A 20808-nucleotide genomic window follows, 5' to 3' on the forward strand; every position below is an offset into this window, starting at 1 on the left:
CCGGTACATGTAAACGATCGGAGGACAGACGGTCCGACAATGAGCGACGGCGCGACGGTCCTGTGGGTCGGCGACGGGTCGGTGACCGGGGGGGACGGCGAGGCGGCCGAGGCGGATATCGAGGCGGCCGAGGCGGACGCGAAAGCGGCCGACCCGGATACCGGGGCCGTCGAAGCGGTCGACCGCCTGGAGCGGGCCGGCCACGCGGTCGTCCGGTCGACGCCAGGGTCGGTCGCCGACGCGCTCGCCGGCGAGCGGCCCGACTGCGCGGTCTGCGACACCGGCCCGTTCTCGGCGGCCGAGGCGGTCGAGACCGTCGAGACGGTCGCGGGGAGCGGTCCGCCGGTCGTCGTGTTCGCCCGCGGGGGGGGCGAGTCGCTCGCGGCCCGGACCGTCGCCGCCGGCGCCGACGAGTACGTGCCCGCGTCGGCGGACGATTCACTGGTCGCCGCCGTCGACCGCGCGCTCGACCGCGGGCGAGGTGCAGGGGACGACCACGAGTCGGTCGACGAGGAAACGGTCGAGGGAGGGGCGGCCCGGCGGCTCGACGCGCTGTTCGCCGCCACGCCGGACCCGGTCGTCGAGTACGCCTTCGAGGACGGCGAACCCGTCGTCGAGTCGGTCAACCGCGCGTTCGTCGAGACGTTCGGTTACGACCGCGGGGTCGCCGTCGGCGAGCCGCTGAACGACCTGGTCGTCCCCGACGACAGGGAGGCGGAGGCGGCGTCGCTCGACGAGCGGGTGCGCGCGGGCGAGCGCCTCCAGGTCGAGACCGAGCGCGAGACGACCGACGGGACCCGGACCTTCCTGCTCCGCAACGTCCCCGTCGAGTCCGGCGACCGGCCCGCGGGCTACGCCGTCTACGTCGACGTCACCGACCGGAAGGACCGCGAGCGGCGCCTCCGGGAGCAGAACGACCGGCTCAACGAGTTCGCGAGCGTCATCGGCCACGACCTGCGCAACCCCATGGGCGCGGTCAGACACCGGATCGAGATGGCCCGCCGGACGGGCGACGACCGCCACCTCGAGGACGCCCTGTCGGCGCTCGACCGGATGGACGAGCTGCTCCGGGACCTGCTCCGGATGGCCCGGCAGGGCGAACAGCTCGGCCGGACCGAGCCGGTCTCGCTCGCCGAGGTCGCCCGCGGCGCCTGGGACAACGTCCCCACCGGCGAGAGCTCGCTGGTCGTGGCCGACGACCCGACCGTCGTCGCCGACCGCGGCCGGCTGACCCAGCTGCTGGAGAACCTGTTCGTCAACTCCGTCGAACACGGCTCGACGAGCCCCGCTTCGCAGGCGCAGGAGGACGCCGACGCAGCAGGTCCCATCGAGCACGGAGCCGACGACTCGACCGGAACCGTCGAGGTCAGGGTCGGCGTCGGCGAGGACGGCTGCCTCTTCGTTGAGGACGACGGCCGGGGGATCCCCGATGCGGACCGCGGGGACGTGTTCGAGTCCGGGTTCACCACGTCGAGCGAGGGGACGGGCTACGGCCTGGCCATCGTCCGGCAGGTCGCGCGCGCTCACGGCTGGGAGGCCGCGGCGACCGAGAGCGCCGACGGCGGCGCCCGCTTCGAGTTCCGCGGCGTCGAGTTCGGCGAGTAACGACACCTTCTTGGCGCCGTCGGGGATAGCGACGACTGGGCGCGGGTAGCCAAGCCAGGAAACGGCGCAGCGCTTAGGACGCTGTCCCGTAGGGGTCCGCCGGTTCGAATCCGGTCCCGCGCATTCTGTCGCGAGCCAACGGCGAGCGACGAATGCGCAAGCGGATTTGAATCCCGGAAGGAACGCGCAGCGACCGTCGGGAGCGAGCATTTCTTCCTCCGGTTCGAATCCGGTCCCGCGCACTTCTGTCGGCCGCAGCGCCGAGCGATAGCGAGGCGTCCGTCGGCGAAGTGCGAACGGTCCGCGAGGGCGGGACCCGTTCGTTCCGACGCCTGCGAGCGGGCGGAAGATGTAGGAAAGTTATAAATAACCGGTGAGCGACATCCCGGGTGAGATGCGTTACACGATCGACAAGCGGCCCAGCTACGCGGTGCTGGAAGTGGAACTGGCGGAGGGTGAGGAGATCGAGACGAAGCCGGGTGCGATGATGACCCAGTCGGCGGGCATCGACAACGAGACGAACATCGGGGGCGACGACGGCGTGATGGGGATGGCCAAGCGGGCGATCAGCGACGAGCGGGGGCTGATCGAGAACACCTACTACGCGACCGACGACGACTCGACGGTGACGCTGGTGCCCGACCACCCGGGCGACATCACGGCGATCAACGTCGGCGAGCAGGGGCCGATCCGCTCGCAGTCGGGGTCGCTGCTGGCGTGGGAGCCGCTGGTCGAGCGCTCGACGGAGCTGAACAACACCTCGAACCTCTTCTCGTCGGGCGAGCTGACGGTGCTGGGCATCTCCGGGCAGGGGATGGCCTTCGTCTCCTCGTACGGGTCGATGTACGAGGTCGACGTGACGGCGGGCGAGCCGCTGACCGTCGACGAGGACCACCTCGTCGCCTGGACCGAGGGGCTGTCGATGAGCCGCCAGCGCGACGGGTCGATCAAGTCGACGATGCTCGGCGGCGAGGGCTACGTGACGGAGTTCACCGGGGAGGGCCACGTCTGGCTCCAGACGCGCAACCCGCTGACGCTGATGGCCGGCGGGACGGCGCACGAGGACGACGACGACGCGGGCGGCCCGAGCGTCGACGACTTCATCTGATCGGCCCGGTCGCTGGTCCGCGAGGCTCCGGGACCGGCGGCGTTCCGGGTCGGAGTTCGCTGGACCGGCATCGTTCCGGGGCGGAGTTCGCTGGACCGGCATCGTTCCGGGGCGGGTTCCGCGAGCCTGGCCCTCCCCCGGAGAGCGGTGACGACGGAGTTAACCCGTCGCCGTCGAACCCGTCGGTATGACCGAACGCAGTAAGCCGTGGGGGGCGCGTTCCGAGAGGAGGCCCGGACCGTGCGCGTAGTGCTGGCCGTCGGGACGACGCGGACCGCGGCGATCGACGGGATCAGCGCCGCGGGCGCCGACCCGGACGTGATGGTGCACACGCCGAGCGCAGACGCGGAGATCGTCTGTTACGGCGAGCCGATCCGGGCGCCGGTCGTGCCCGTGAGCCCGACGGGGACGCCGACGCCGGCGCTGGTGACCCGGGCCGTGCGCGATCTGGTGGGGTTCGACGTGACCGTCGTCGACGCCGGGCTGGCGGAGCCGACCGGCGCGCCGACGGTGACCGTGGGCGCGCGGCCCGGCGGGGACGTTCGCGACGAGGACCCGGTGGCGACGGCCCACGGCGCCTTCGAGGCAGCGCGGCAGTTCGGCCGGGCGCTGCCCGACGACGCCGTCTACCTGGGGGAGTCGATCCCCGGCGGGACGACGACGGCGCTGGGCGTCCAGGCGGCGCTGGGCGAGCGCGACGGCGAGGGGGCGGGCGTCTCCTCGTCGCTCCCGGAGAACCCGGTCGAGCGCAAGCGCGAGGTCGTCGCGGAGGGGTTGACCGCGAGCGGCCTCGACGAGGGCGATGCGGCGGGGGATCCGAAGGCGGCGATCCGCCGGATGGGCGACCCCGTCCTCGCCGTGGCCGCGGGGACCGCGCTGGGCTGTCTGGAGACCGATACCGCCGTGACGCTGGCCGGCGGGACGCAGCTCGCGACCGTGGCGGCGCTGTTGCGCCACGCGGGGGTCGACCAGCCCCTCGAACTGGCGACGACGGCGTTCGTGGCCGAGGACCCGTCGGTCGACCTCGACGGACTGGCCGAGGCGCTCGACCTGTCGGTGACGGTCACCGACCCCGGGTTCGACGAGGGCGACCACCCGGCGTTCGACGGCTACGTCGCCGGCGAGGCCAAGGAGGGCGTCGCGATGGGGGGCGCCCTCGCGCTCGCCCGCGCGACCGGCGTCCCGATGACCGACGTTCGCGAGCGGGTGCTGGCGCGCTACCGGGCGCTCCCGGACCTATCATAGTGCCGTCGTTTCGAGGGATACGCGGCGGCCGACGGAGCCGCAGTTCGGCCGTCACGCAAGACGAGCGCGCGACGCGAGTCAGACGTGCCGAAACGCTTTTTCCTGTCGGATGAGTTGATACGACAATGACCGGGCTGGACGAGTTTCTACAGGAGCTGGTGGCCGACGCGGACGCGGTCTGTCTGTTCTCGCCGGGGAAGTCCCACTACGAGGCGCTGGCGGACGGCGACGTGGTCGTCATCGGACCGAACAACGACCTGGACGCCGACGCGTTCGTGGAGTTGCCGCTGGAGTTCGAGGACCTGCGCGACCGGATCCGCTTCGGCGTCGAGGGGGCCGTCGACCAGGGTCACGTCGACGAGGACGCCGACCTGGTCTGTCTCGCGAAGGTGTTCGGCGAGGACGCCGACACCGTCGCGCGGGTCCGCGCCGACGAGTTCGACAAGTCCGGCGTCTACGACCTGTTCGCCAACTCCCGGGCCGAGCCGTCGGTCGTCCGGGACGTGCTGGAGGTGGCGGTCGAACTCGGCAAGAAGGGCCAGAAGGGCAAGCCCGTCGGCGCGCTGTTCGTCGTCGGCGACGCCGGGAAGGTGATGAACAAGTCCCGACCCCTCTCGTACAACCCCTTCGAGAAGTCCCACGTCCACGTCGGCGACCCCATCGTGAACGTGATGCTCAAGGAGTTCTCGCGGCTCGACGGCGCGTTCGTCATCTCCGACTCCGGGAAGATCGTCTCGGCGTACCGCTACCTCGAACCCTCCGCCGAGGGCGTCGACATCCCGAAGGGACTGGGCGCCCGGCACATGGCCGCCGGCGCGATCACGCGGGACACCAACGCCATCGCGATCGTCCTCTCGGAGAGCGACGGGCTGGTCCGGGCGTTCAAGGCGGGCGAACTCATCCTGGAGCTGGATCCGGAGGCCTACTGATGCAGATCGAGTGGCCCGAGGTCATCCGGTCGGTATTCTCCGAGCGGGGCGCCTTCGCCGCATCGATCGCGGTGCTGTTCCTGGGCGTCGTCGGCAGCTACCTCGTCTGGCGGTGGACCCGGCGGTTCCTGCGGGGCGCCGGCGTCTCCGAGACGGTCGAGGGGACGCCCTTCGAGCGCACCGCCAGGAGCTTCGGCACGTCGACGGTCGGCATCGTCTCGACCATCGCGGCGATCTTCGTCTACGTCCTCGCGATCGTCCTCGCCGTCAACATCGCCCAGCTGGGCAACCCCGACCTGTTCTGGACGCGGCTGGTCGGGTTCCTCCCGAGCCTGTTCGTTGCCGCGTTCGCGCTGATCATCGGCCTCATCGTCGGCGACAAGGCCAAGCTCCACGTCAGCGAGCGCCTCCGGAGCGTCAAGCTCCCCGAGGTCAACGTCATCCCGGAGCTCGTCAAGTACAGTATCTTCTACGTCGCGATCCTCATCGCGCTGGGCCAGCTCGGCGTCGAGACGACCGCGCTGGTCGTCCTGCTGGGCGTCTACGCGTTCGCCATCGTCGTCGTCGCCCTCGTCGCCTTCTGGGACCTGCTCCGGTCGGGCGCCGCGGGCACGTACCTCCTGCTGCGCGAACCGTACAGCATCGGCGACCGCGTCCGCATCGACGACAGCGAGGGGATCGTCCAGGAGGTCGACATGTTCACCACCCGTATCGAGAGCGACGGCGAGGAGTACATCGTCCCCAACCAGAAGGTCTTCTCCAGCGGCATCGTGCGCGTCCGCGAGTGAGCGAGGGGACCTGACACTGCGGCGGGCGGCCCGCGGCCCGTCCCCGGCGCCTCACTCCTCGTCCTGCACGGTCGCCGGGACGCCGGCGACGGTCGCGCCCGGCGGCACGTCCTCGGCGACCAGCGAGTTGGCCGCGACCTGCGCGCCCGCGCCGATCTCGACGCCCGGGAGCACGACCGCGCCGGCGCCGACCATCGCGCGCTCGCCGATCACCACCTCCCCGGTCCGGTACTCGTCCTGGAGGAACTCGTGGCAGAGGACCGTCGCGTCGTACCCGACGATGGCGTGGTCCTCGACGGTGATGAGGTCCGGCCAGAACACGTCGGGCGTCGACTCCAGCCCCCACGCGACGCCGGTCCCGACCGTGACGCCGATGCGGCGCAACAGCCAGTTCTTCAGGCGCATGCTCGGGCAGACCCGACAGGCCAGAATGACGACGTAGTTGACCATCACCCGCAGCGGGTGGCGGGCGTCGGTCCAGTGGAAGATGGAGTTGTACGGCCCGGCGGTCGGGTGGCGGCTCACCCGGTCGTACCGCGGGTTCGGGGCGTCGGCCGCCGTCCGCGACGCGCGGCCGCCGGGGGCGCCGTCGCCGCTGTCCGGCCCCGCGTCGCCAGCGTCCGCTCGCGTCTCGTCGCTCACGACCGACCGTTCGGACGCCGGCGTCTTGAATCTCGTCACATCCGTCGGCACTGCCGCGAAAAAAGAGTGCGTCGCGCGAGTCAGGCGTCCGCTTCGGTCGCCGTGGCAGTGGCGGTGCCTGCGCCGGTGTCGGTCGGCGTCTCGGTGCCTGCGGTGTCGGTCGGCGTCTCGGTTCCGTCGTCGGTCGGCGTCTCAGTCGCCGTCCCGTCGGTCGGGGTTTCGGTAGCCGTCCCGTCCTCCGTCGGCGTTTCCGTGCCGTCGTCGGTCGGCGTTTCCGTGCCGTCGGTCGGCGTCTCGGTCTCGTCGGTGTCGGTCGCGGTCTCCGTGCCGATACCGTCCGTCTCGGTCGCGGTCTCGGTGCCGGGCATGTCGGTCGCGGTCCCGTCGTCGGTGGCCATCTCCGGGAGCGAGACGGTCATCGTCGCGTCTTCGACCGGGATGGCGGTGAACGAGGCGCCGGCGGGCGACTCGTCGGGGTTCGCGTAGCCGGCCGCGAACACGGAGTAGGCGGTGCCGCCCTCGACCGAGAGCTCGACGGTGGCGAGCACGTCGCCGGTCTCGTTCGAGCGAACCTCGACCGTGTAGTTACCGGCCGGGACGTTCGTGTAGTCCGTCGCGTTCTGGAACGTGAGGTTCTGCGCGAGGTAGGTCTCGTTCTCCTCCTGCTGGGCCGGCATCAGGTTGTCGACGCCGACGGTGTCGGTGGGCGTCTCGGTCGCTCCGGCCTCCGTCGCGGTCGCACCTGCCTCGGTGGGCGTCGCGGTCGGCGACCCCTGGGCGGTGCCCGTCTCGGTGGCCGTGCCGTCGGTCGGCGTCTCCGTCCCGTCGTCGGTCGGGGTTTCGGTAGCCGTCCCGTCCTCCGTCGGCGTTTCCGTTCCGTCTTCGGTCGGCGTCTCGGTACCGGTTTCGGTCTCGGTTTCCGTCTCCGTCTCCGTCTCGGTCTCCTCGGTCTCGGTCTCGGTCTCCTCGGTCGGCCCCTCGGTCACGACCACGTCGACCGCGGGCGCGTCGGGCGAGAGGTGGACGAGGCTGACGGCGGCGGTGTCGTTGTCCGGTTCCCAGGCGTCGTCCTCGAAGAGGACCGGCTGGAAGTCGGTCTCGGACCCGGTCGAGAACTCGCCGCTGGCGGCGAGCGTCCCGACCGTCCGCGGTTCGAGCGTCAGGTTGCCCTCGAAGAGGACGTTGTCCGGCTGGTCCGCGACCGCGATGGTCGCGTTGTAGGTGCCGCTCTCCAGGGCCAGGTACCCCGTCACGTCACCGAACTCGGCCCCCTCGACGACGGTCTCGTTGTCGATCGTCACGTCCACCGCCGGCGCGTCCGGGGAGAAATGTCCGACCCGCAGGTACGACGTGTCCTGCGTCTGTGTGGTGGTCTCCTCGTCCTCCTGCGCCGCGAACGAGGACGCCGCTCCGCCCGCCGCGAGCGCGCTCACGACGAGTGTCAGAGCGACGACTCCGACTATCGCTTTCGTGTACCTATCGTAAGTCATGCGACTGAGGGCAAGGCCGAGATACACTTTGTTATCCTCCGCCCACGAGCCGCCCCCGAGCCGTAAGCCCGGCCAATCGCTGCGTCGCCGCCGATAGCCACGTCTTTCAGAGTATCGCACGCCCGGCTTCCCGCCCGTCCGCGGTTCCGGCCCGGCTCCCGCCGTTGGACTCACCTACCGGCCGGATAACGCGCCCTTACTCGCAGCACTCTCCGGCGCCCCGTCCGAGTCGGCTCGGGACGACCGGGCCGTCTGTCCGTCGGACGGCTACGAACGGCCCCGATCCAGTTCCGGTCAGAAGTCGTCGATCCGGAGCTGGTCCCGGTGGAGGCCGCCGTCCTCGTCGGCGCCGAGCAGGCGTGGCAGCGCCGTGTTGGCGAACGTCAGCCCGACGACGAGGAGGATGGGCGCGAAGAAGAACCCGTAGAACCCGAGCACGACCGGACCCAGCGTGTAGGCGAGCATCAACAGCCCGACGTGCGTCGTCTCGCCGCTGAGTATCGGGCGGAGGACCAGGTCCGGGATCGTGTCGACGACGACGACCGCCAGCAGGAGCAGCCCGACGATGTACACCACCAGCGAGGAGTCGGACGCGAGCGCGACCGGGACGGCGGTCACGCCGGTGAGCGGGACGTAGACGATCTTCATGCCGACGACGGGGATCAGGCTCGCGACGCCGGTGAGCGCGCCGGCGAGCGTGGGGTAGGGAACCCGTACCGTCACCGGCGCGGCGGCGTTGTACCCCTGGAACACCGCGATCGCGATGAACGACGTGACGATGACGTTCAGGAGGTTCCCGAACAGGACCGCCTCCAGTTCCCTGTCGACCGCTTCGAGGTACTCGCGGACGATTGCGTCGTCGTCGAACCGCAGCAGCCACCGGCGGATGCGCGCCCCGTCGACGAGGAGGTAGTAGGTGACGACGACGACGATGAAGAGGTTGAGGAAGAAATCGGAGATGAGCCCCGTCAGAAACGGCGCGTTCGCGCGGAGGAACTCGATGAACACGTCCAGCTGTCCGTTCTGGTAGGCCCGGTAGACGCCCTGGGCGGTGAACTCGGGGATGGTCTCGACGCCGCCGAACCAGCCGAGGTTCTCCGAGAGGATGTCCACGACCGCGTAGTCGTTGAGGAACTGCCGCGCCTCGACGACGAGGATCACGAACGTATAGCTGATGAGGAGGAAGAGGGGGACGACCAGCGACGCCAGGGTGAGGGCCGCACGGGCCCGCGCCGTCAGCCGCGCCCGGCGGAGCCCCTTGTGGAACCGCCGGGTGGAGTAGTAGAGGAACACCGAGACGGTGAACGCCTCGATGAACTGGTACACGAGATATCCGATGACCGCGACCACCGCCGCTCCGAACAGCGCCACCACGACCCGCCTCTCGTCCATACCAGAACCGCTCGTGTTCGCGTGATAATTATCTTACCGGTCGCGTCCCAACTACTTGCGGTCTGGCGGCCACGTGACTGCGCCGGCCGGGATTTGAACCCGGGCCATGAGCTTGGAAGGCTCAGGTCCTACCACTAGACCACCGGCGCACATACCCACGTTCCCGACCGCGAATTAAGACCGTTTCCCTTCGGCCCGGACCACGCCGTAGCAGTTCCCGCTGGACACCTCGAACTCGACCAGTGCCAGCCCGCTCGCGCCCACGTCCGCGCGGAACTCCTCGGGGTCGTAGACGTGGTAGAACCGGTCGACCGCCTCGCCGCCGGGCAGGGTCCACTCGACGGTCGTGTCGAACCCCTCCTCCGCGTCGAAGCGGTCGTGTTCGGTCGACCAGGCGCTGACGAGCGCCCGCCCGTCCCCGCTCAGGACGCGGGCCAGTTCGTCCAGGCTCGCCACCCGCCGCTCCCGCGACGGCAGGTGCGGCAGCGTCGCCACGAACACCCCCAGGTCCACGCGGTCGCTCCGGAGGGGCAACGCCCCCGCGTCGGCCTGCGCGAGCCCGCACTCGAACCCGCGCTCGCGCGCTCGCTCGCCGGCGGTCGCCAGCATCCCGCGGCTCAGGTCGACGCCCACGGCCCGCTCGCAGCGCTCCGCCAGCAACTCCGTGTGGCGCCCGTTGCCACATCCCACGTCCAGCCCGACGCGGCCGGACCGACCGTCGAGGAACGTCTCGATCTCCGGCCAGGGGTACTCGCGGGTCTGCGAGAAGTGGTCGGCGATGCGGTCGTAGGTCGCCCGGACCGAGTCAGCCGACGGGTCGACAGACGGCGACGACGGTTCCTCGGGCATCGGCTCCGGTCAGTCGTACTTCTCGGGGTAGGCCTCGCGGAGCAGCTCGGGCCGGTCGTTCAGCCGCTGACGGACGGGCGCGATGACCTCCGAGATGGCCTCGCCGGCGGCGGGCTTGAGGTCGGCCGGGTGGAGTTCGCCCGAGAGGAAGTCCTCCTCCAGCGGCCCGTAGGCGTCGTAGGTCAGGTCGCCGCCGTACTCCTCGGGGCGCTCGACGACGAGGGCCTCGCCGCGCTCGTCGAGGACGGGGAAGACGAGGTACTCGAGGTACTCCAGGACGCCGTTGTCCTCGCGCTCGCCGGCCGGGCAGTAGGCGTCCCCGATCTTCTCGCGGACCGCCTCGGGTGAGTCGGTGAGGTTGACCTTCGACGCCTCGAGCGAGGAGGACATCTTCTCGCCCGTGAGCCCCGACAGTAGCGGCGCGAAGACGCAGACCGGCGCCTCGCCGCCGTGGTCGGGGAGGACCTCCCGCGAGAGCATGTAGATGCCCCGCTGGTCGATGCCGCCGTAGGCCACGTCGGCGTCCAGCGCGTCCACGTCCAGCGTCTGCATGAGCGGGTACAGCAGGCCGCCCAGCTTGGGCGAGTCGGACTCGCGGACGACCTCGCTGCCGGCGCGCTGGGCGCGGGAGATGGTCGTCTCGGCGGCCATCCGGAGCAGTTCGAGCGTGTACTCCTCGTCGAGCTCGAAGTCGCTGCCGCGGACGAAGGAGATCCGGTCGGCGTCGGCGCCGGCGGCGTCGATCATCGCCTCGATGGTCGCCTCGTAGTAGGCCGAGCGGGCGTCAAGCAGGTCGAACGGGCTCTTGTTGTCGTCGAGGTGGGCGTGGAGGTCGGCGATCAGGACGGTCACGTCCATGCCGGCCCCGAGGAAGTCGGCGAGCTTGCGCATCGTGGTGAAGTGGCCGATGTGCATCTCGCCGGTGGGGGCGTAGCCGATGTACACCGACGGGTCGCCGTCCTCGAACAGCTCCTCCAGCTCCGATTCCTCGACGACCTCCGCCGTGTTGCGGGTCGCGAGTTCCAGTCGCTCGGCCGTGTCCATACCGGGTGGTCGCCCCGGCCGACAGTAAAGCGTTTCTTTCGGGTGTGACGGGCTATCACCGCCCCGATACGTTTTTGCCCCGGAGTTCCGGCCGCCGCCCCCGGCCGCCCGCGTGCTCGACTATCCTGCCAAATTGATTTACCGAAAGAACACGACAGTCGGACGATGGGCCTCTCGACCGGGTGCGAACGGCTGGACGAACTGCTCGGCGGCGGCGTGCCGGACAAGCGGAGCCTGCTCGTCTCGGGGCCACCGGGGACCGGCAAGACGACCCTGGGCATGCAGTTCCTCCAGGCGGGCCTCGACGGGGGCGACCAGTGCCTGTTCGTCAGCACCGAACAGACGATCGGCGAGCTCGAGGACACGTTCGAGCCGTACCCGTTCGACCTCGACGCCGAGGGGCTGACCGTGATCACCGTCCACTGCGAGCCGGGCGACACGATGGAGCGGGACGACGACCTCGTCGTCCGCACGCTGGAGGGCGGCGACCGCGCCGTCACCGAGTGGTTCGACCTCCCGTTCACCCGGGAGAACGTCGTCCACTACCTCTCGGAGTACGGTCCCCGCGACCGGATCCTGCTGGACAGCCTCTCGGGGCTGCGGCCGATCGCGGCCGACGAGGTCTCCTTCTGGCGCTCGACGTACGACCTGATCCGCCTGTTCTCGGACACCTTCGACGCCACGTCGCTGCTGACCGCCGAGGACAGCGACATCGGCGACAGCGTCGCCAGCGAGCTGTTACGGTACGCGGCCCACGGCGTGGTCGAACTCTCGTGGGCCGAGCGGGCGAACCAGCGCCACCGCTTCCTGCGGGTCGAGAAGCTCCGGGGTCGTGACCACGACGACCGCCGGCACAAGCTCGTCTTCGACGGCTCCGGCGTGTCCGTCCAGCCGACCCAGCGCACGCCGCCGAGCGCGCTGCTGACCCACGACCACCTCCCGACCGGCGTCGACGCGCTCGACGAGTTGCTCGGCGGCGGCCTCGTCCGGGGCGGGTTCACCGTCCTCTCCCACGACGGGACGACGGGCTATTACACGATCAACACGCGGATGCTCGCCGAGGCGCTCGAGGAGGGGATGGCCGTGGCGGTCGCGCTCCCCGCCGAGGTCTCGCTGACGCAGCTGGACCGCTACTGGACCGATACCGACTGGAGCGTCGCGGACCTGCTCGACGACGACCGGCTGTTCGTCCTCGAACTCGTCGAGAGCAACGGCCACGACCACCGGAACGTCCTCGCCTACGACGACGACGAGGACCGCGACTGGGACCGGCTGATGGAACTCTCCTACGAGCGCAGCGGCGACCGGCCGCTGTTCGCGCTCGTCGACACCGAACCGCTGCTGGAGCGGGTCTCGCGCGAGCGCGTCCGGGAGGTCCGCTACCGCGCCGCGGCCCGCTACACCGACGAGGACGACGTCGTCGTCTACACGATCAACCCGGCCGTCCAGGACACCGCGCTCGTCGAGTTCCTCGTCGACACGAGCAACCAGACGATCCGGATCGAACGGGGCGACGACGGCATCGAGTGGCTCACGCTACGCAAGTCGCCGACGGGTTCGCCCGGGACGAGCAAGGTGGTGGCCTACCACGAGAGCCCGCCGTACGTCGACCTGGTGTAATACGGATTATTGGGAGCGTTTACCGGGTCGACAGCACGCAGTCGTGCGGTCGATCCCGGAATGTCTTGCAACAATCCGTATGAGAGAAGGGGCGGCTCAGGCGCTCGCCTTCTCGACGAGTTCGACGGCCTCGGCGTCGACGGCCTCGGTGTCGAGGAAGTTGGGGATGTAGTCGCGGCGCTCGTAGGTCTCGCGCTCGTCTTCGGTGCCGACGGTGCACCACAGCTGGGGCTCGTCGGGCCCGTGCCACTCGCCCTGGCGCGCGACGCCGAAGACGACGAGCTCCTCGCCGTCGACGGAAATGACGGCGTCCTTCCGGAATCCGGGGTCCCCGTGGACGATGAGCTTCTTCATGCCCGGCGGTTCGACGGAGGCGTACTTAGTGACTTCGAAGCCCGCCGCCCGTGCGGCCCGAGCGCGGTCGATCCACCGGCCTCGACCGACCGCGACGCGGTCTCTCGACGACCGGTCGTGTGCGCCGCGATCCCACGGGGCAGTCGGGTCGAGTCGGCGGTTTCGGTCGCCGCGACCGGCGCGAACCAAACGGGTTTTAAGCGGGGATGTCCAAGTCGACCGCAAGGTCGATATCTATGGAGATGCCACGCCGATTTAACACGTACTGTCCGCACTGCGACGAGCACAACGAACACGAGGTCGAGCGCGTTCGAAGCGGTCGCACCTCCGGGATGACGAAGGTCAACGGGCGCCAGGCCGAGCGGACGCGCTCGGGCTACGGGAACGCGGGCAAGTTCTCGAAGGTCCCGTCCGGCGGGAAGCCGACCCAGAAGACCGACCTCAAGTACCGCTGCTCCGACTGCGGCAAGGCCCACCTCCGCGAGGGATGGCGCGCCGGTCGACTCGACCTCCAGGACTAACGATGGCAGGAAACTTCTTCAGCGTCGCGTGTCCGGACTGTGAGAACGAACAGATCGTGTTCGGCAAGGCCTCGACCGAGGTCGCCTGCGAGGTCTGCGGGCACACGCTCGCGCGACCGACCGGCGGCAAAGCGGCCATCGAGGGCGAGGTACTCGAGACCGTCGAGGCTCGATAATGAAATACAGCGGCTGGCCCGACCCCGGCGAACTGGTGGTCGGACGCGTCGACGAGATCGAGGACTTCGGCGTCTTCGTCGACCTCCAGGAGTACGAGGACAAGCGCGGCCTCTGTCACATCAGCGAGGTCGCCTCCGGGTGGATCAAGAACGTCCGCGACCACGTCTCCGAGGGCCAGACGGTCGTCGCCAAGGTGCTCGACGTCGACGAGGGGTCCCAGCAGATCGATCTCTCGATCAAGGACGTCAACGACCACCAGCGCAAGGACAAGATCCAGGAGTGGAAGAACGAACAGAAGGCCGACAACTGGATGCTGCTGGCGTTCGGCGAGGACATCGACGACGAGACCTACGCCGCCATCGCCAACGAGCTGCTCGCCGAGTTCGGCTCGATGTACGACGGCTTCGAGCAGGCCGCCATCCACGGCGAGGAGGCCCTCGAAGACACGGATCTGGACGACGAGGAGGTCGAGGCCATCGTCGAGACCGCCCGGGAGAACGTCTCGGTGCCCTACGTCAACGTCACCGGCTACGTCACGCTGGAGTGTCCCAGCGGCGACGGCGTCGACGTGATCAAGGAGGCCCTGCAGGCCGCCGAGGGCAACGGGGAGATCCCCGAGGAGGTCCAGCTGGAGGTCACCTACGTCGGCTCGCCGGAGTACCGCATCCAGGTGCAGGCGCCCGACTACAAGACCGCCGAGTCCCACCTCGAGGAGAGCGCCGACCGCGCGGTCGCCGTCGTCGGTGACAACGGCGGCTCCGGTCGCTACCACCGCGAGCGCGAAGAAGAGACGGAGTGACCGTCCCCCCGCGGGCCGTCGGTCGCCCGGCGCCCCGCTCACCCTCTGCATGAAATCCGACATCCTGGTCTGTTCGGCGTGGCGGACGGAACACGAGCGGCCGCGCTACACGCTCTCGGAGACGTGTCCCGACTGCGGCGCGGAGGCGGTCAACTCCGCGCCCGCGCCCTTCTCGCCGGAGGACAGCTACGGCGAGTATCGACGCGCACTTAAGCGGCGGCGCCGCGACTAGCGCGCATGGACGAATTCGAACGCGAGTCGCTGGGCGAGGTCGACCTCGACGACCCCGTACTGGTCGAGGGGCTGCCGGGCGTCGGGCACGTCGGCAAGCTCGCCGCCGAACACCTCCTCGAAGAGCTGGACAGCGAGCTCGTCGAGCGGGTCCACTCGACGCACTTCCCGCCGCAGGTCAGCGTCGACGAGGGCCGCACGCAACTGGCCGGCGCGGAGTTCCACGCCGTCCGCCCCGAGGACGGGCAGGACATGCTCGTGCTCACCGGCGACCACCAGGCCCAGGACAACACCGGCCACTACGGCCTGACCGACACGTTCCTCGACGTGGCCGACGACCACGGCGTCTCCCGCGTGTTCGCGCTGGGCGGCGTCCCGACGGGCGAACTCATCGAGGAGTACTCCGTGCTCGGCGCCGCGACTGCCGACGCGGTCGTCGACGACCTGGAGGACGTGGGCGTGGAGTTCCGCGAGGACGAGCCCGCCGGCGGCATCGTCGGCGTCAGCGGCCTGCTGCTGGGTCTCGGCGAGCGCAGGGGCTTCGAGGCCGCCTGCCTGATGGGCGAGACCAGCGGTTACCTCGTCGACCCCAAGAGCGCCCAGGCCGTCCTCGAAGTGCTCCAGGAGGTCGTCGACTTCGCGGTCGACTACGCCTCCCTGGAGGAGCGGGCCGACGAGATGGAGGAGGTCGTCCGCAAGATCCAGGAGATGGACCAGGGGACGCCCGCGGCCTCCGACGAGGACCTGCGCTACATCGGCTAAGCGGCCGCGACCCTCCGCCCGGTCCCCTCCCCGCCGGCCCCGCCACCGTCCGCTCCGACGCCCGACCCGCCGGCGAGACTTTGATAGTGGAGCGACGCCAACGCTCGCGCGTGGTACACGACGCGGTGTTCGGGTTGCCCCACTGGCTGGTCGTCGGCCTCGGTCTCGGCGTCGCGAGTAGCGTCCTCGCCGCCGTCCTGTTCGTCGCCGCGGACCGGCTCTACCCCTCGCCGCGGGCCCACCGCCGACGCGACGACGGCGAACACCGTCGCCGCGCCGAACTCCGGGACTACCTCGACGCGATCGGCGAGTCCTACGCCGAGGACCACTTCGTCGAGGGTCAGCACATCGCCTTCTACCTCCCCGAACGCGACGTGGCGATCACCTTCGACGCCCACGCCTACTACCGCATCGACCGCTCGCCGACCCACCCGGTCCTCGTCGAGCACGAGATGCCCGGCGTCCACCTCGGCGACCGACTCCCCTTCGAGGTGCCCGACGTGGACTTCGGGCCGGCCGAGACCGACGGCGAGCACCGCGACCCCGCCACGGCCGCGTTCGAGGAACTCGGCGTGTCGGCCTCGGCCAGCCTGGACGAGGTGAAAGCCGCCTACCGGCGGAAGGTCAAGGAGGTCCACCCCGACCAGGGCGGCGACGAGGACGAGTTCAAGCGCGTCCGCGAGGCCTACACGACGGCGAAACGTCACGCCGGGTAGCTGCGACGCCTCTCGGCCACGGCGGCGGACGCGGGACCCGCCGGACAGACACGACACGGTCACCAGAGATAGACACGCGCCTCGCCGTCGACAGTGGCTCTCGGCTTCGCAGTCACCCGCAGAAACAGGGGGAAACTAGCGCCGGAACCCGGGTCGGGAACCGGCCTCGTCAGGCGGACGACTCGCCGGACTCGTCCTCGTCTTCGTCGTCGACGTCCTCGAAGTCGGCGTCGACGTACTCCTCGCCCTGGCCGCCGGCCGCGCCGCCGGCGCCGGCAGCGCCGCCCGGACCGGCGCCGCCCATGCCGCCCATGCCGCCGGCACCGGCCGCGCCGCCCGCGGCGCCCGCGCCGGCCGCGCCCTCGGCGGCCTGCTCCTGGTACATCTGCTTGCCGATCTCCTGGAGCGCCTCGGCGAGGCTCTCGGTGGCCTCCTTGTAGTCCTCGGTGTCGGCGTCCTCGTCTTCGAGGACTTCCTGCACCTCGTCGATCTCGGCCTCGATCTCCTCGCGGAGTTCGTCGTCGACCTGGTCCTCGTTCTCCTCCAGCAGGGTCTCGGCGCGCTGGATGGTGTTCTCGGCCTCGTTGCGGGCCTCGATGCGCTCGCGGCGCTGCTCGTCTTCCTCGGCGTGTTCCTCGGCCTCCTGTTGCATCTGCTCGATCTGCTCGTCGGAGAGGCCGGCGCCGCCCTCGATGGTGATGTTCTCCTCGTTGCCCGAGCCCTTGTCCTCGGCGGAGACGTTGACGATGCCGTTCTCGTCGATGTTGAACGACACCTCGATCTGGGGCGTGCCGGCGGGTGCCGGCGGGATCCCGGTGAGCGCGAACTCGCCGAGCAGTTCGTTCTCCTCGGCGATCTCGCGTTCGCCCTGGAAGACGCGGATCTGGACCTGCGTCTGGTTGTCCGCGGCGGTGGTGAAGATCTTCGACTCCTCGGTCGGGATCGTGGTGTTCTTCTCGATGAGCCGCTCGAAGAGGCCGCCCTTGACCTCCACGCCGAGGGAGAGCGGGGTCACGTCGAGCAGGACGATGTCGTCCACGTCGCCGCTGAGGACGCCGCCCTGGATGGCCGCGCCCAGCGCGACGGCCTCGTCGGGGTTGACGTTCTTCTTGGGCTCCTGGCCGGTCATCTCCTCGACCTGCTCCTGGACCTGGGGCATCCGCGTGGAGCCGCCGACGAGGATGACCTCGTCGATGTCGCCCTTGTCGTAGCCGGCGTCCTCGAGGGCCTGCTCCGTCGGGCCGACCGTCCGCTCGATGAGGTCCTCGGTCAGCGACTCGAACTTCGCCCGCGTCAGCTTCTCCTCGAGGTCGAGGGGGCCGTCGTCCGTGGTGGTGATGAACGGCAGGTCGATGCGGGTCTCCTTGCGGTTGGAGAGCTCGATCTTGGCCTCCTCGGCCGCCTCGGTGAGCCGCTGGAGGGCCTGACGGTCGTCGCGCAGGTCGATGCCGTGTTCCTCTTCGAACTGCTCGGCGAGGTAGTCGATGATCGCGCGGTCCCAGTCGTCGCCGCCGAGGTCGTTGTCACCGTTGGTGGCGACGACCTCGTAGACGCCGCCGCCGAGATCGAGGATGGAGACGTCGAAGGTGCCCCCGCCGAGGTCGTAGACGAGGACGGTCTGGTCGGACTCGTCGTCGAGCCCGTAGGCCATCGCGGCCGCGGTCGGCTCGTTGACGATGCGCTCGACCTCGAAGCCGGCGATCTCGCCGGCGTCCTTCGTGGCCTGGCGCTGGCGGTCGTTGAAGTAGGCGGGGACCGTGATGACCGCCTTCTCGACCTCGTCGCCGAGGTACTCCTCGGCGTCCCGTTTGATCTTCTGGAGGATCATCGCCGAGACCTGCTCGGGCGTGTACTCCTCCCCGTCCAGCTCCACGGAGTAGTCGTCCTCGCCCATGTGGCGCTTGATGGACTGGACCGTCTCGTCGGGGTTCTTGACCGCCTGGTTCTTCGCGGGCTTGCCGACGAGGCGCTCGCCGTCGTCGAACGCGACGACCGAGGGTGTCGTCCGCTCGCCCTCCTGGTTGACGATGATCTCGGGGTCGCCCCCCTCCATGACCGCGAACGCGCTGTTCGTGGTCCCGAGGTCGATTCCGAGAATCTTGTTACTAGCCATCTTACGCGTCTATACCCGATTGTGCCGGTTAAAAGTTGCTAGACGCGACCGTCGGCGACCCCATCGTGACGCCCGCAGACGGACGATCTGTGGTCGCGCTCCGGACTGCGACCGTTGCTTATAAATCCAACCGCAATACCAGCCAAAGACCGCCGAAAAATCAGCGGAGAGACAGGTGTGGGAGGTCGCCGCGCGGGCGGTCGCTACTCGGCGGACCCGTCACTGACGGTGACCTGCGCCTCGCGGATCACCTTGCCGGCCATCTCGTAGCCGGGGCGGTGGACCTCCGCGATGGCCCCCTCGGGCTGGTCCGAGTCGACGCGGACCAGCACCTCGTGGCGGTGGGGGTCGACCGCCTCGCCCGGTTCCGGTTCGACCACCTCGACGTTCTCCGCGTCGAGCACGTCGTCGAACGACCGCAGCGTCGACTCGACGCCGCCGCGGATGTCCGCGTCCTCGTCCTGTTCGAGCGCGCGCTGGAGGTTGTCGCGCACGTCGAGCAGCCGCGTCACCAGGTCCTCGGTGGCGCGCTCTTTCTCCTCCTCGCGGCGCTTCTCCATGCGCTTCTTGTAGTTCTGGAACTCCGCCTGCTTGCGCTTGAGCTTCTCGGTCAGCTCGTCGACCTCCGCCTCGCGCGCCTCGAGCTCGTCCTCCAGACCGTCGACGCGCGTCCGCAGCGCCGCCAGTTCGCGGGCGATCGACTCGGGGTCGGACTCGGCGACCCGGTCGACCAGCTCCTCGTCGACCTCGACCTCGCCGTCGGCGGCCGTCGCGGAGCCGGCCGCGTCGCCCGACTCGTCGGCGTCGATGACCTCGTCGGGTTCGACGGCCCCGTCGCCTGCGTCTGGCTCCTCGGCTGCGGCCCCGGCGGGGTCGGACGCGTCCTGCTCGCTCATACCCGGAGCCAGTCGCCGCGGCGACAAAAGGGTTGAGAATCCGACCGAGACCGGGGGCGACCACGCCGTCGCGGGACCGACCACCGGACATCCGCCGACCGACCGCGACCCGGCCGACTGCGGCCCGCACCGCTTAACTCCCGCGGGCGGATACCCCTCGGCAGTGACCGTCCGGCTCGTCTACGAGGAAGGCACCGTCCGGATCACCGGCAGCGACGCGCTCGACGACCTGGCGTTCGTCGAACGGGACGACCGCTCGAAGACCCGCCGGGCGCCCGCGGGCCGCTACGTCGACCTGCTCGCCGCGCTGGACGACCGCGGCGTCGAGTACGACGACCGCGTCTTCGACCTCCCGGAGCTGTCCCTCGACTCGACCTACGAACTCCGCGGCTACCAGCGCGACGCCCTCGACGACTGGACGGCCGCCGACCGGCGGGGCGTGCTCGAACTCCCGACCGGCAGCGGCAAGACCGTCATCGGCATCGCCGCGATGGAATCCGTCGAGACGCCGACGCTCGTCGTCGTGCCAACCATCGACCTGCTCGAACAGTGGCGCCGCGAGCTCGAACGGGAGTTCGACCGCGAGGTGGGGCAACTGGGCGGCGGCGAGCAGCGACTCGCCGATCTGACCGTCTCGACGTACGACTCGGCGTACCTGCGGGCCGACGAACTCGGCGACCGCTTCGGCCTCGTCGTCTTCGACGAGGTCCACCACCTCGGCGGCGAGGGCTACCGCGACATCGCCCGCCTGCTCGCCGCGCCCGCCCGCATGGGCCTCACAGCCACCTTCGAACGCCCGGACGGCGCCCACGAGGTCGTCGCGGAACTGGTCGGCCCGCTCGTCCACCGCGTCGCCGTCGACGAACTCGCCGGCGACCACCTCGCCGACTACGACATCAAGCGCCTGGAGGTGGAGCTGACTCCCGAGGAACGGGAGGTCTACGAGCGCCACCAGGAGACGTTCACCGACTACCTCGCGCAGTCGGGCATCCAGATGCGTAGCGGCAGCGACTATCAGGAACTCGTCAAGCGCTCGGGGTCGGACCCCAGAGCGCGGGAGGCGCTGCTGGCCAAACAGCGCGCCCGCGAGGTGATGATGAACGCCGACGCGAAGGTCGAACGCCTCGAAGCGCTGCTCGACCGCCACCGCGAGGACCGGGTCATCGTCTTCACCGCCCACACCGACCTCGTGTATCGCCTCTCCGAGCGGTTCCTGATCCCCGCGATCACCCACGAGACGGGCGCGGACGAGCGCCGCGCGATCCTGGAGCGGTTCCGCTCGGGGGAGTACTCCCGGGTCGTGACGGCGAACGTCCTCGACGAGGGGGTCGACGTGCCCGACGCCAACGTCGCGGTCGTCCTCTCGGGCAGCGGCAGCGAGCGGGAGTTCACCCAGCGGCTCGGCCGGGTCCTCCGCCCGAAATCGGACGGAGAGCGGGCGCTGCTGTACGAGATCGTCACCGAGGAAACGGCCGAGGAACGGGTCGCACGGCGGCGGCGGTGAGCCGGCCGATACCCGGCATATCA

Annotated in this window: 21 protein-coding genes and 2 tRNA genes; 14 read left to right on the forward strand and 9 right to left on the reverse strand. The window is 70.0% G+C overall.

Annotation, left to right across the window (positions count from 1 at the left end):
- Positions 1-39 precede the first annotated feature (39 nt).
- From E3328_RS02220 to E3328_RS02245, 6 genes are all read left to right on the forward strand, one after another.
- On the forward strand, positions 40-1605 hold the full coding sequence (locus tag E3328_RS02220; RefSeq protein ID WP_135362993.1) for a receiver/sensor box histidine kinase: 1566 nt from the start codon (positions 40-42) through the stop codon (positions 1603-1605).
- A gap of 39 nt (positions 1606-1644) precedes the next feature.
- A tRNA-Leu gene (locus E3328_RS02225) sits at positions 1645-1728 on the forward strand.
- A 271-nt stretch (positions 1729-1999) separates the two neighbouring features.
- Positions 2000-2713, forward strand: coding sequence for a TIGR00266 family protein (locus E3328_RS02230; RefSeq protein ID WP_135362994.1), 714 nt, complete (start codon positions 2000-2002; stop codon positions 2711-2713).
- A gap of 240 nt (positions 2714-2953) precedes the next feature.
- Entirely contained in the window at positions 2954-3958 is a 1005-nt protein-coding gene (gene cobT / locus E3328_RS02235; protein ID WP_135362995.1) for a nicotinate mononucleotide-dependent phosphoribosyltransferase CobT, read from the forward strand.
- Between the two features lie 125 nt (positions 3959-4083).
- On the forward strand, positions 4084-4887 hold the full coding sequence (gene dacZ, locus E3328_RS02240) for a diadenylate cyclase DacZ (RefSeq protein ID WP_135362996.1): 804 nt from the start codon (positions 4084-4086) through the stop codon (positions 4885-4887).
- The gene (locus E3328_RS02245) at positions 4887-5675 is read left to right on the forward strand and encodes a mechanosensitive ion channel family protein (protein WP_135362997.1); all 789 of its coding nucleotides are present in this window, start codon (positions 4887-4889) and stop codon (positions 5673-5675) included. The genes dacZ and E3328_RS02245 overlap by 1 nt, the downstream gene beginning before the upstream one ends.
- Before the next feature lie 51 nt (positions 5676-5726).
- Here the strand turns inward: E3328_RS02245 and E3328_RS02250 are convergent, their stop codons facing one another.
- The 6 genes from E3328_RS02250 to E3328_RS02275 form a co-directional block, all read right to left on the reverse strand.
- Complete coding sequence (locus E3328_RS02250) at positions 5727-6200, reverse strand: acyltransferase (protein WP_246022978.1); 474 nt, start codon at positions 6198-6200, stop codon at positions 5727-5729.
- A 197-nt stretch (positions 6201-6397) separates the two neighbouring features.
- Entirely contained in the window at positions 6398-7750 is a 1353-nt protein-coding gene (locus E3328_RS02255) for a DUF4397 domain-containing protein (protein ID WP_209452123.1), read from the reverse strand.
- A 351-nt stretch (positions 7751-8101) separates the two neighbouring features.
- Complete coding sequence (locus tag E3328_RS02260; protein WP_135363000.1) at positions 8102-9199, reverse strand: AI-2E family transporter; 1098 nt, start codon at positions 9197-9199, stop codon at positions 8102-8104.
- Between the two features lie 78 nt (positions 9200-9277).
- Positions 9278-9348 (reverse strand) — tRNA-Gly (locus E3328_RS02265).
- A gap of 25 nt (positions 9349-9373) precedes the next feature.
- Positions 9374-10048 carry a class I SAM-dependent methyltransferase gene (locus E3328_RS02270; protein WP_135363001.1) on the reverse strand — a complete coding sequence of 225 codons (675 nt, stop codon included), beginning with the start codon at positions 10046-10048 and terminating at the stop codon, positions 9374-9376.
- Positions 10049-10057: 9 nt separating this feature from the next.
- Positions 10058-11092 (reverse strand): tyrosine--tRNA ligase, encoded by a 1035-nt coding sequence (locus tag E3328_RS02275; protein ID WP_135363002.1) that lies wholly within the window; start codon positions 11090-11092, stop codon positions 10058-10060.
- A 165-nt stretch (positions 11093-11257) separates the two neighbouring features.
- Here E3328_RS02275 and E3328_RS02280 point away from each other — a divergent pair, with 165 nt between their 5' ends.
- Positions 11258-12712: an RAD55 family ATPase gene (locus E3328_RS02280; RefSeq protein WP_135363003.1), complete on the forward strand. Its 1455-nt coding sequence runs from the start codon at positions 11258-11260 to the stop codon at positions 12710-12712.
- 96 nt (positions 12713-12808) lie between these two features.
- On the opposite strand, the gene E3328_RS02285 is transcribed toward E3328_RS02280, so the two are convergent.
- Entirely contained in the window at positions 12809-13066 is a 258-nt protein-coding gene (locus E3328_RS02285) for an HAH_0734 family protein (protein ID WP_135363004.1), read from the reverse strand.
- Between the two features lie 236 nt (positions 13067-13302).
- Here E3328_RS02285 and E3328_RS02290 point away from each other — a divergent pair, with 236 nt between their 5' ends.
- From E3328_RS02290 to E3328_RS02315, 6 genes are all read left to right on the forward strand, one after another.
- Positions 13303-13587, forward strand: a complete 285-nt coding sequence (locus tag E3328_RS02290) for a 50S ribosomal protein L44e (protein WP_135363005.1) — start codon at positions 13303-13305, stop codon at positions 13585-13587.
- Between the two features lie 2 nt (positions 13588-13589).
- Positions 13590-13763, forward strand: coding sequence for a 30S ribosomal protein S27e (locus tag E3328_RS02295; RefSeq protein ID WP_135363006.1), 174 nt, complete (start codon positions 13590-13592; stop codon positions 13761-13763).
- On the forward strand, positions 13763-14563 hold the full coding sequence (locus E3328_RS02300) for a translation initiation factor IF-2 subunit alpha (protein WP_135363007.1): 801 nt from the start codon (positions 13763-13765) through the stop codon (positions 14561-14563). Before E3328_RS02295 ends, E3328_RS02300 begins: the two co-directional genes overlap by 1 nt.
- 49 nt (positions 14564-14612) lie before the next feature.
- Positions 14613-14795, forward strand: a complete 183-nt coding sequence (locus E3328_RS02305; RefSeq protein ID WP_135363008.1) for an RNA-protein complex protein Nop10 — start codon at positions 14613-14615, stop codon at positions 14793-14795.
- A 5-nt stretch (positions 14796-14800) separates the two neighbouring features.
- Positions 14801-15556, forward strand: a complete 756-nt coding sequence (locus E3328_RS02310) for a proteasome assembly chaperone family protein (protein WP_135363009.1) — start codon at positions 14801-14803, stop codon at positions 15554-15556.
- Positions 15557-15666: 110 nt separating this feature from the next.
- Positions 15667-16272, forward strand: a complete 606-nt coding sequence (locus E3328_RS02315) for a J domain-containing protein (RefSeq protein ID WP_246022863.1) — start codon at positions 15667-15669, stop codon at positions 16270-16272.
- Between the two features lie 169 nt (positions 16273-16441).
- Here E3328_RS02315 and dnaK read toward each other — a convergent pair whose 3' ends face one another.
- Together dnaK and E3328_RS02325 are read right to left on the reverse strand one after the other, a co-directional pair.
- A complete protein-coding gene (dnaK, locus tag E3328_RS02320) occupies positions 16442-18385 on the reverse strand; it encodes a molecular chaperone DnaK (protein WP_135363010.1) in 1944 nt (647 codons plus the stop codon).
- Between the two features lie 203 nt (positions 18386-18588).
- Positions 18589-19281 carry a nucleotide exchange factor GrpE gene (locus tag E3328_RS02325; RefSeq protein ID WP_135363011.1) on the reverse strand — a complete coding sequence of 231 codons (693 nt, stop codon included), beginning with the start codon at positions 19279-19281 and terminating at the stop codon, positions 18589-18591.
- Between the two features lie 163 nt (positions 19282-19444).
- Between E3328_RS02325 and E3328_RS02330 the strand changes: the two genes are divergently transcribed.
- A complete protein-coding gene (locus E3328_RS02330) occupies positions 19445-20785 on the forward strand; it encodes a DEAD/DEAH box helicase family protein (protein ID WP_135363012.1) in 1341 nt (446 codons plus the stop codon).
- Positions 20786-20808 lie beyond the last annotated feature (23 nt).

The organism is Halosimplex halophilum (genome assembly GCF_004698125.1).
GTDB classification, from domain to species: domain Archaea; phylum Halobacteriota; class Halobacteria; order Halobacteriales; family Haloarculaceae; genus Halosimplex; species Halosimplex halophilum.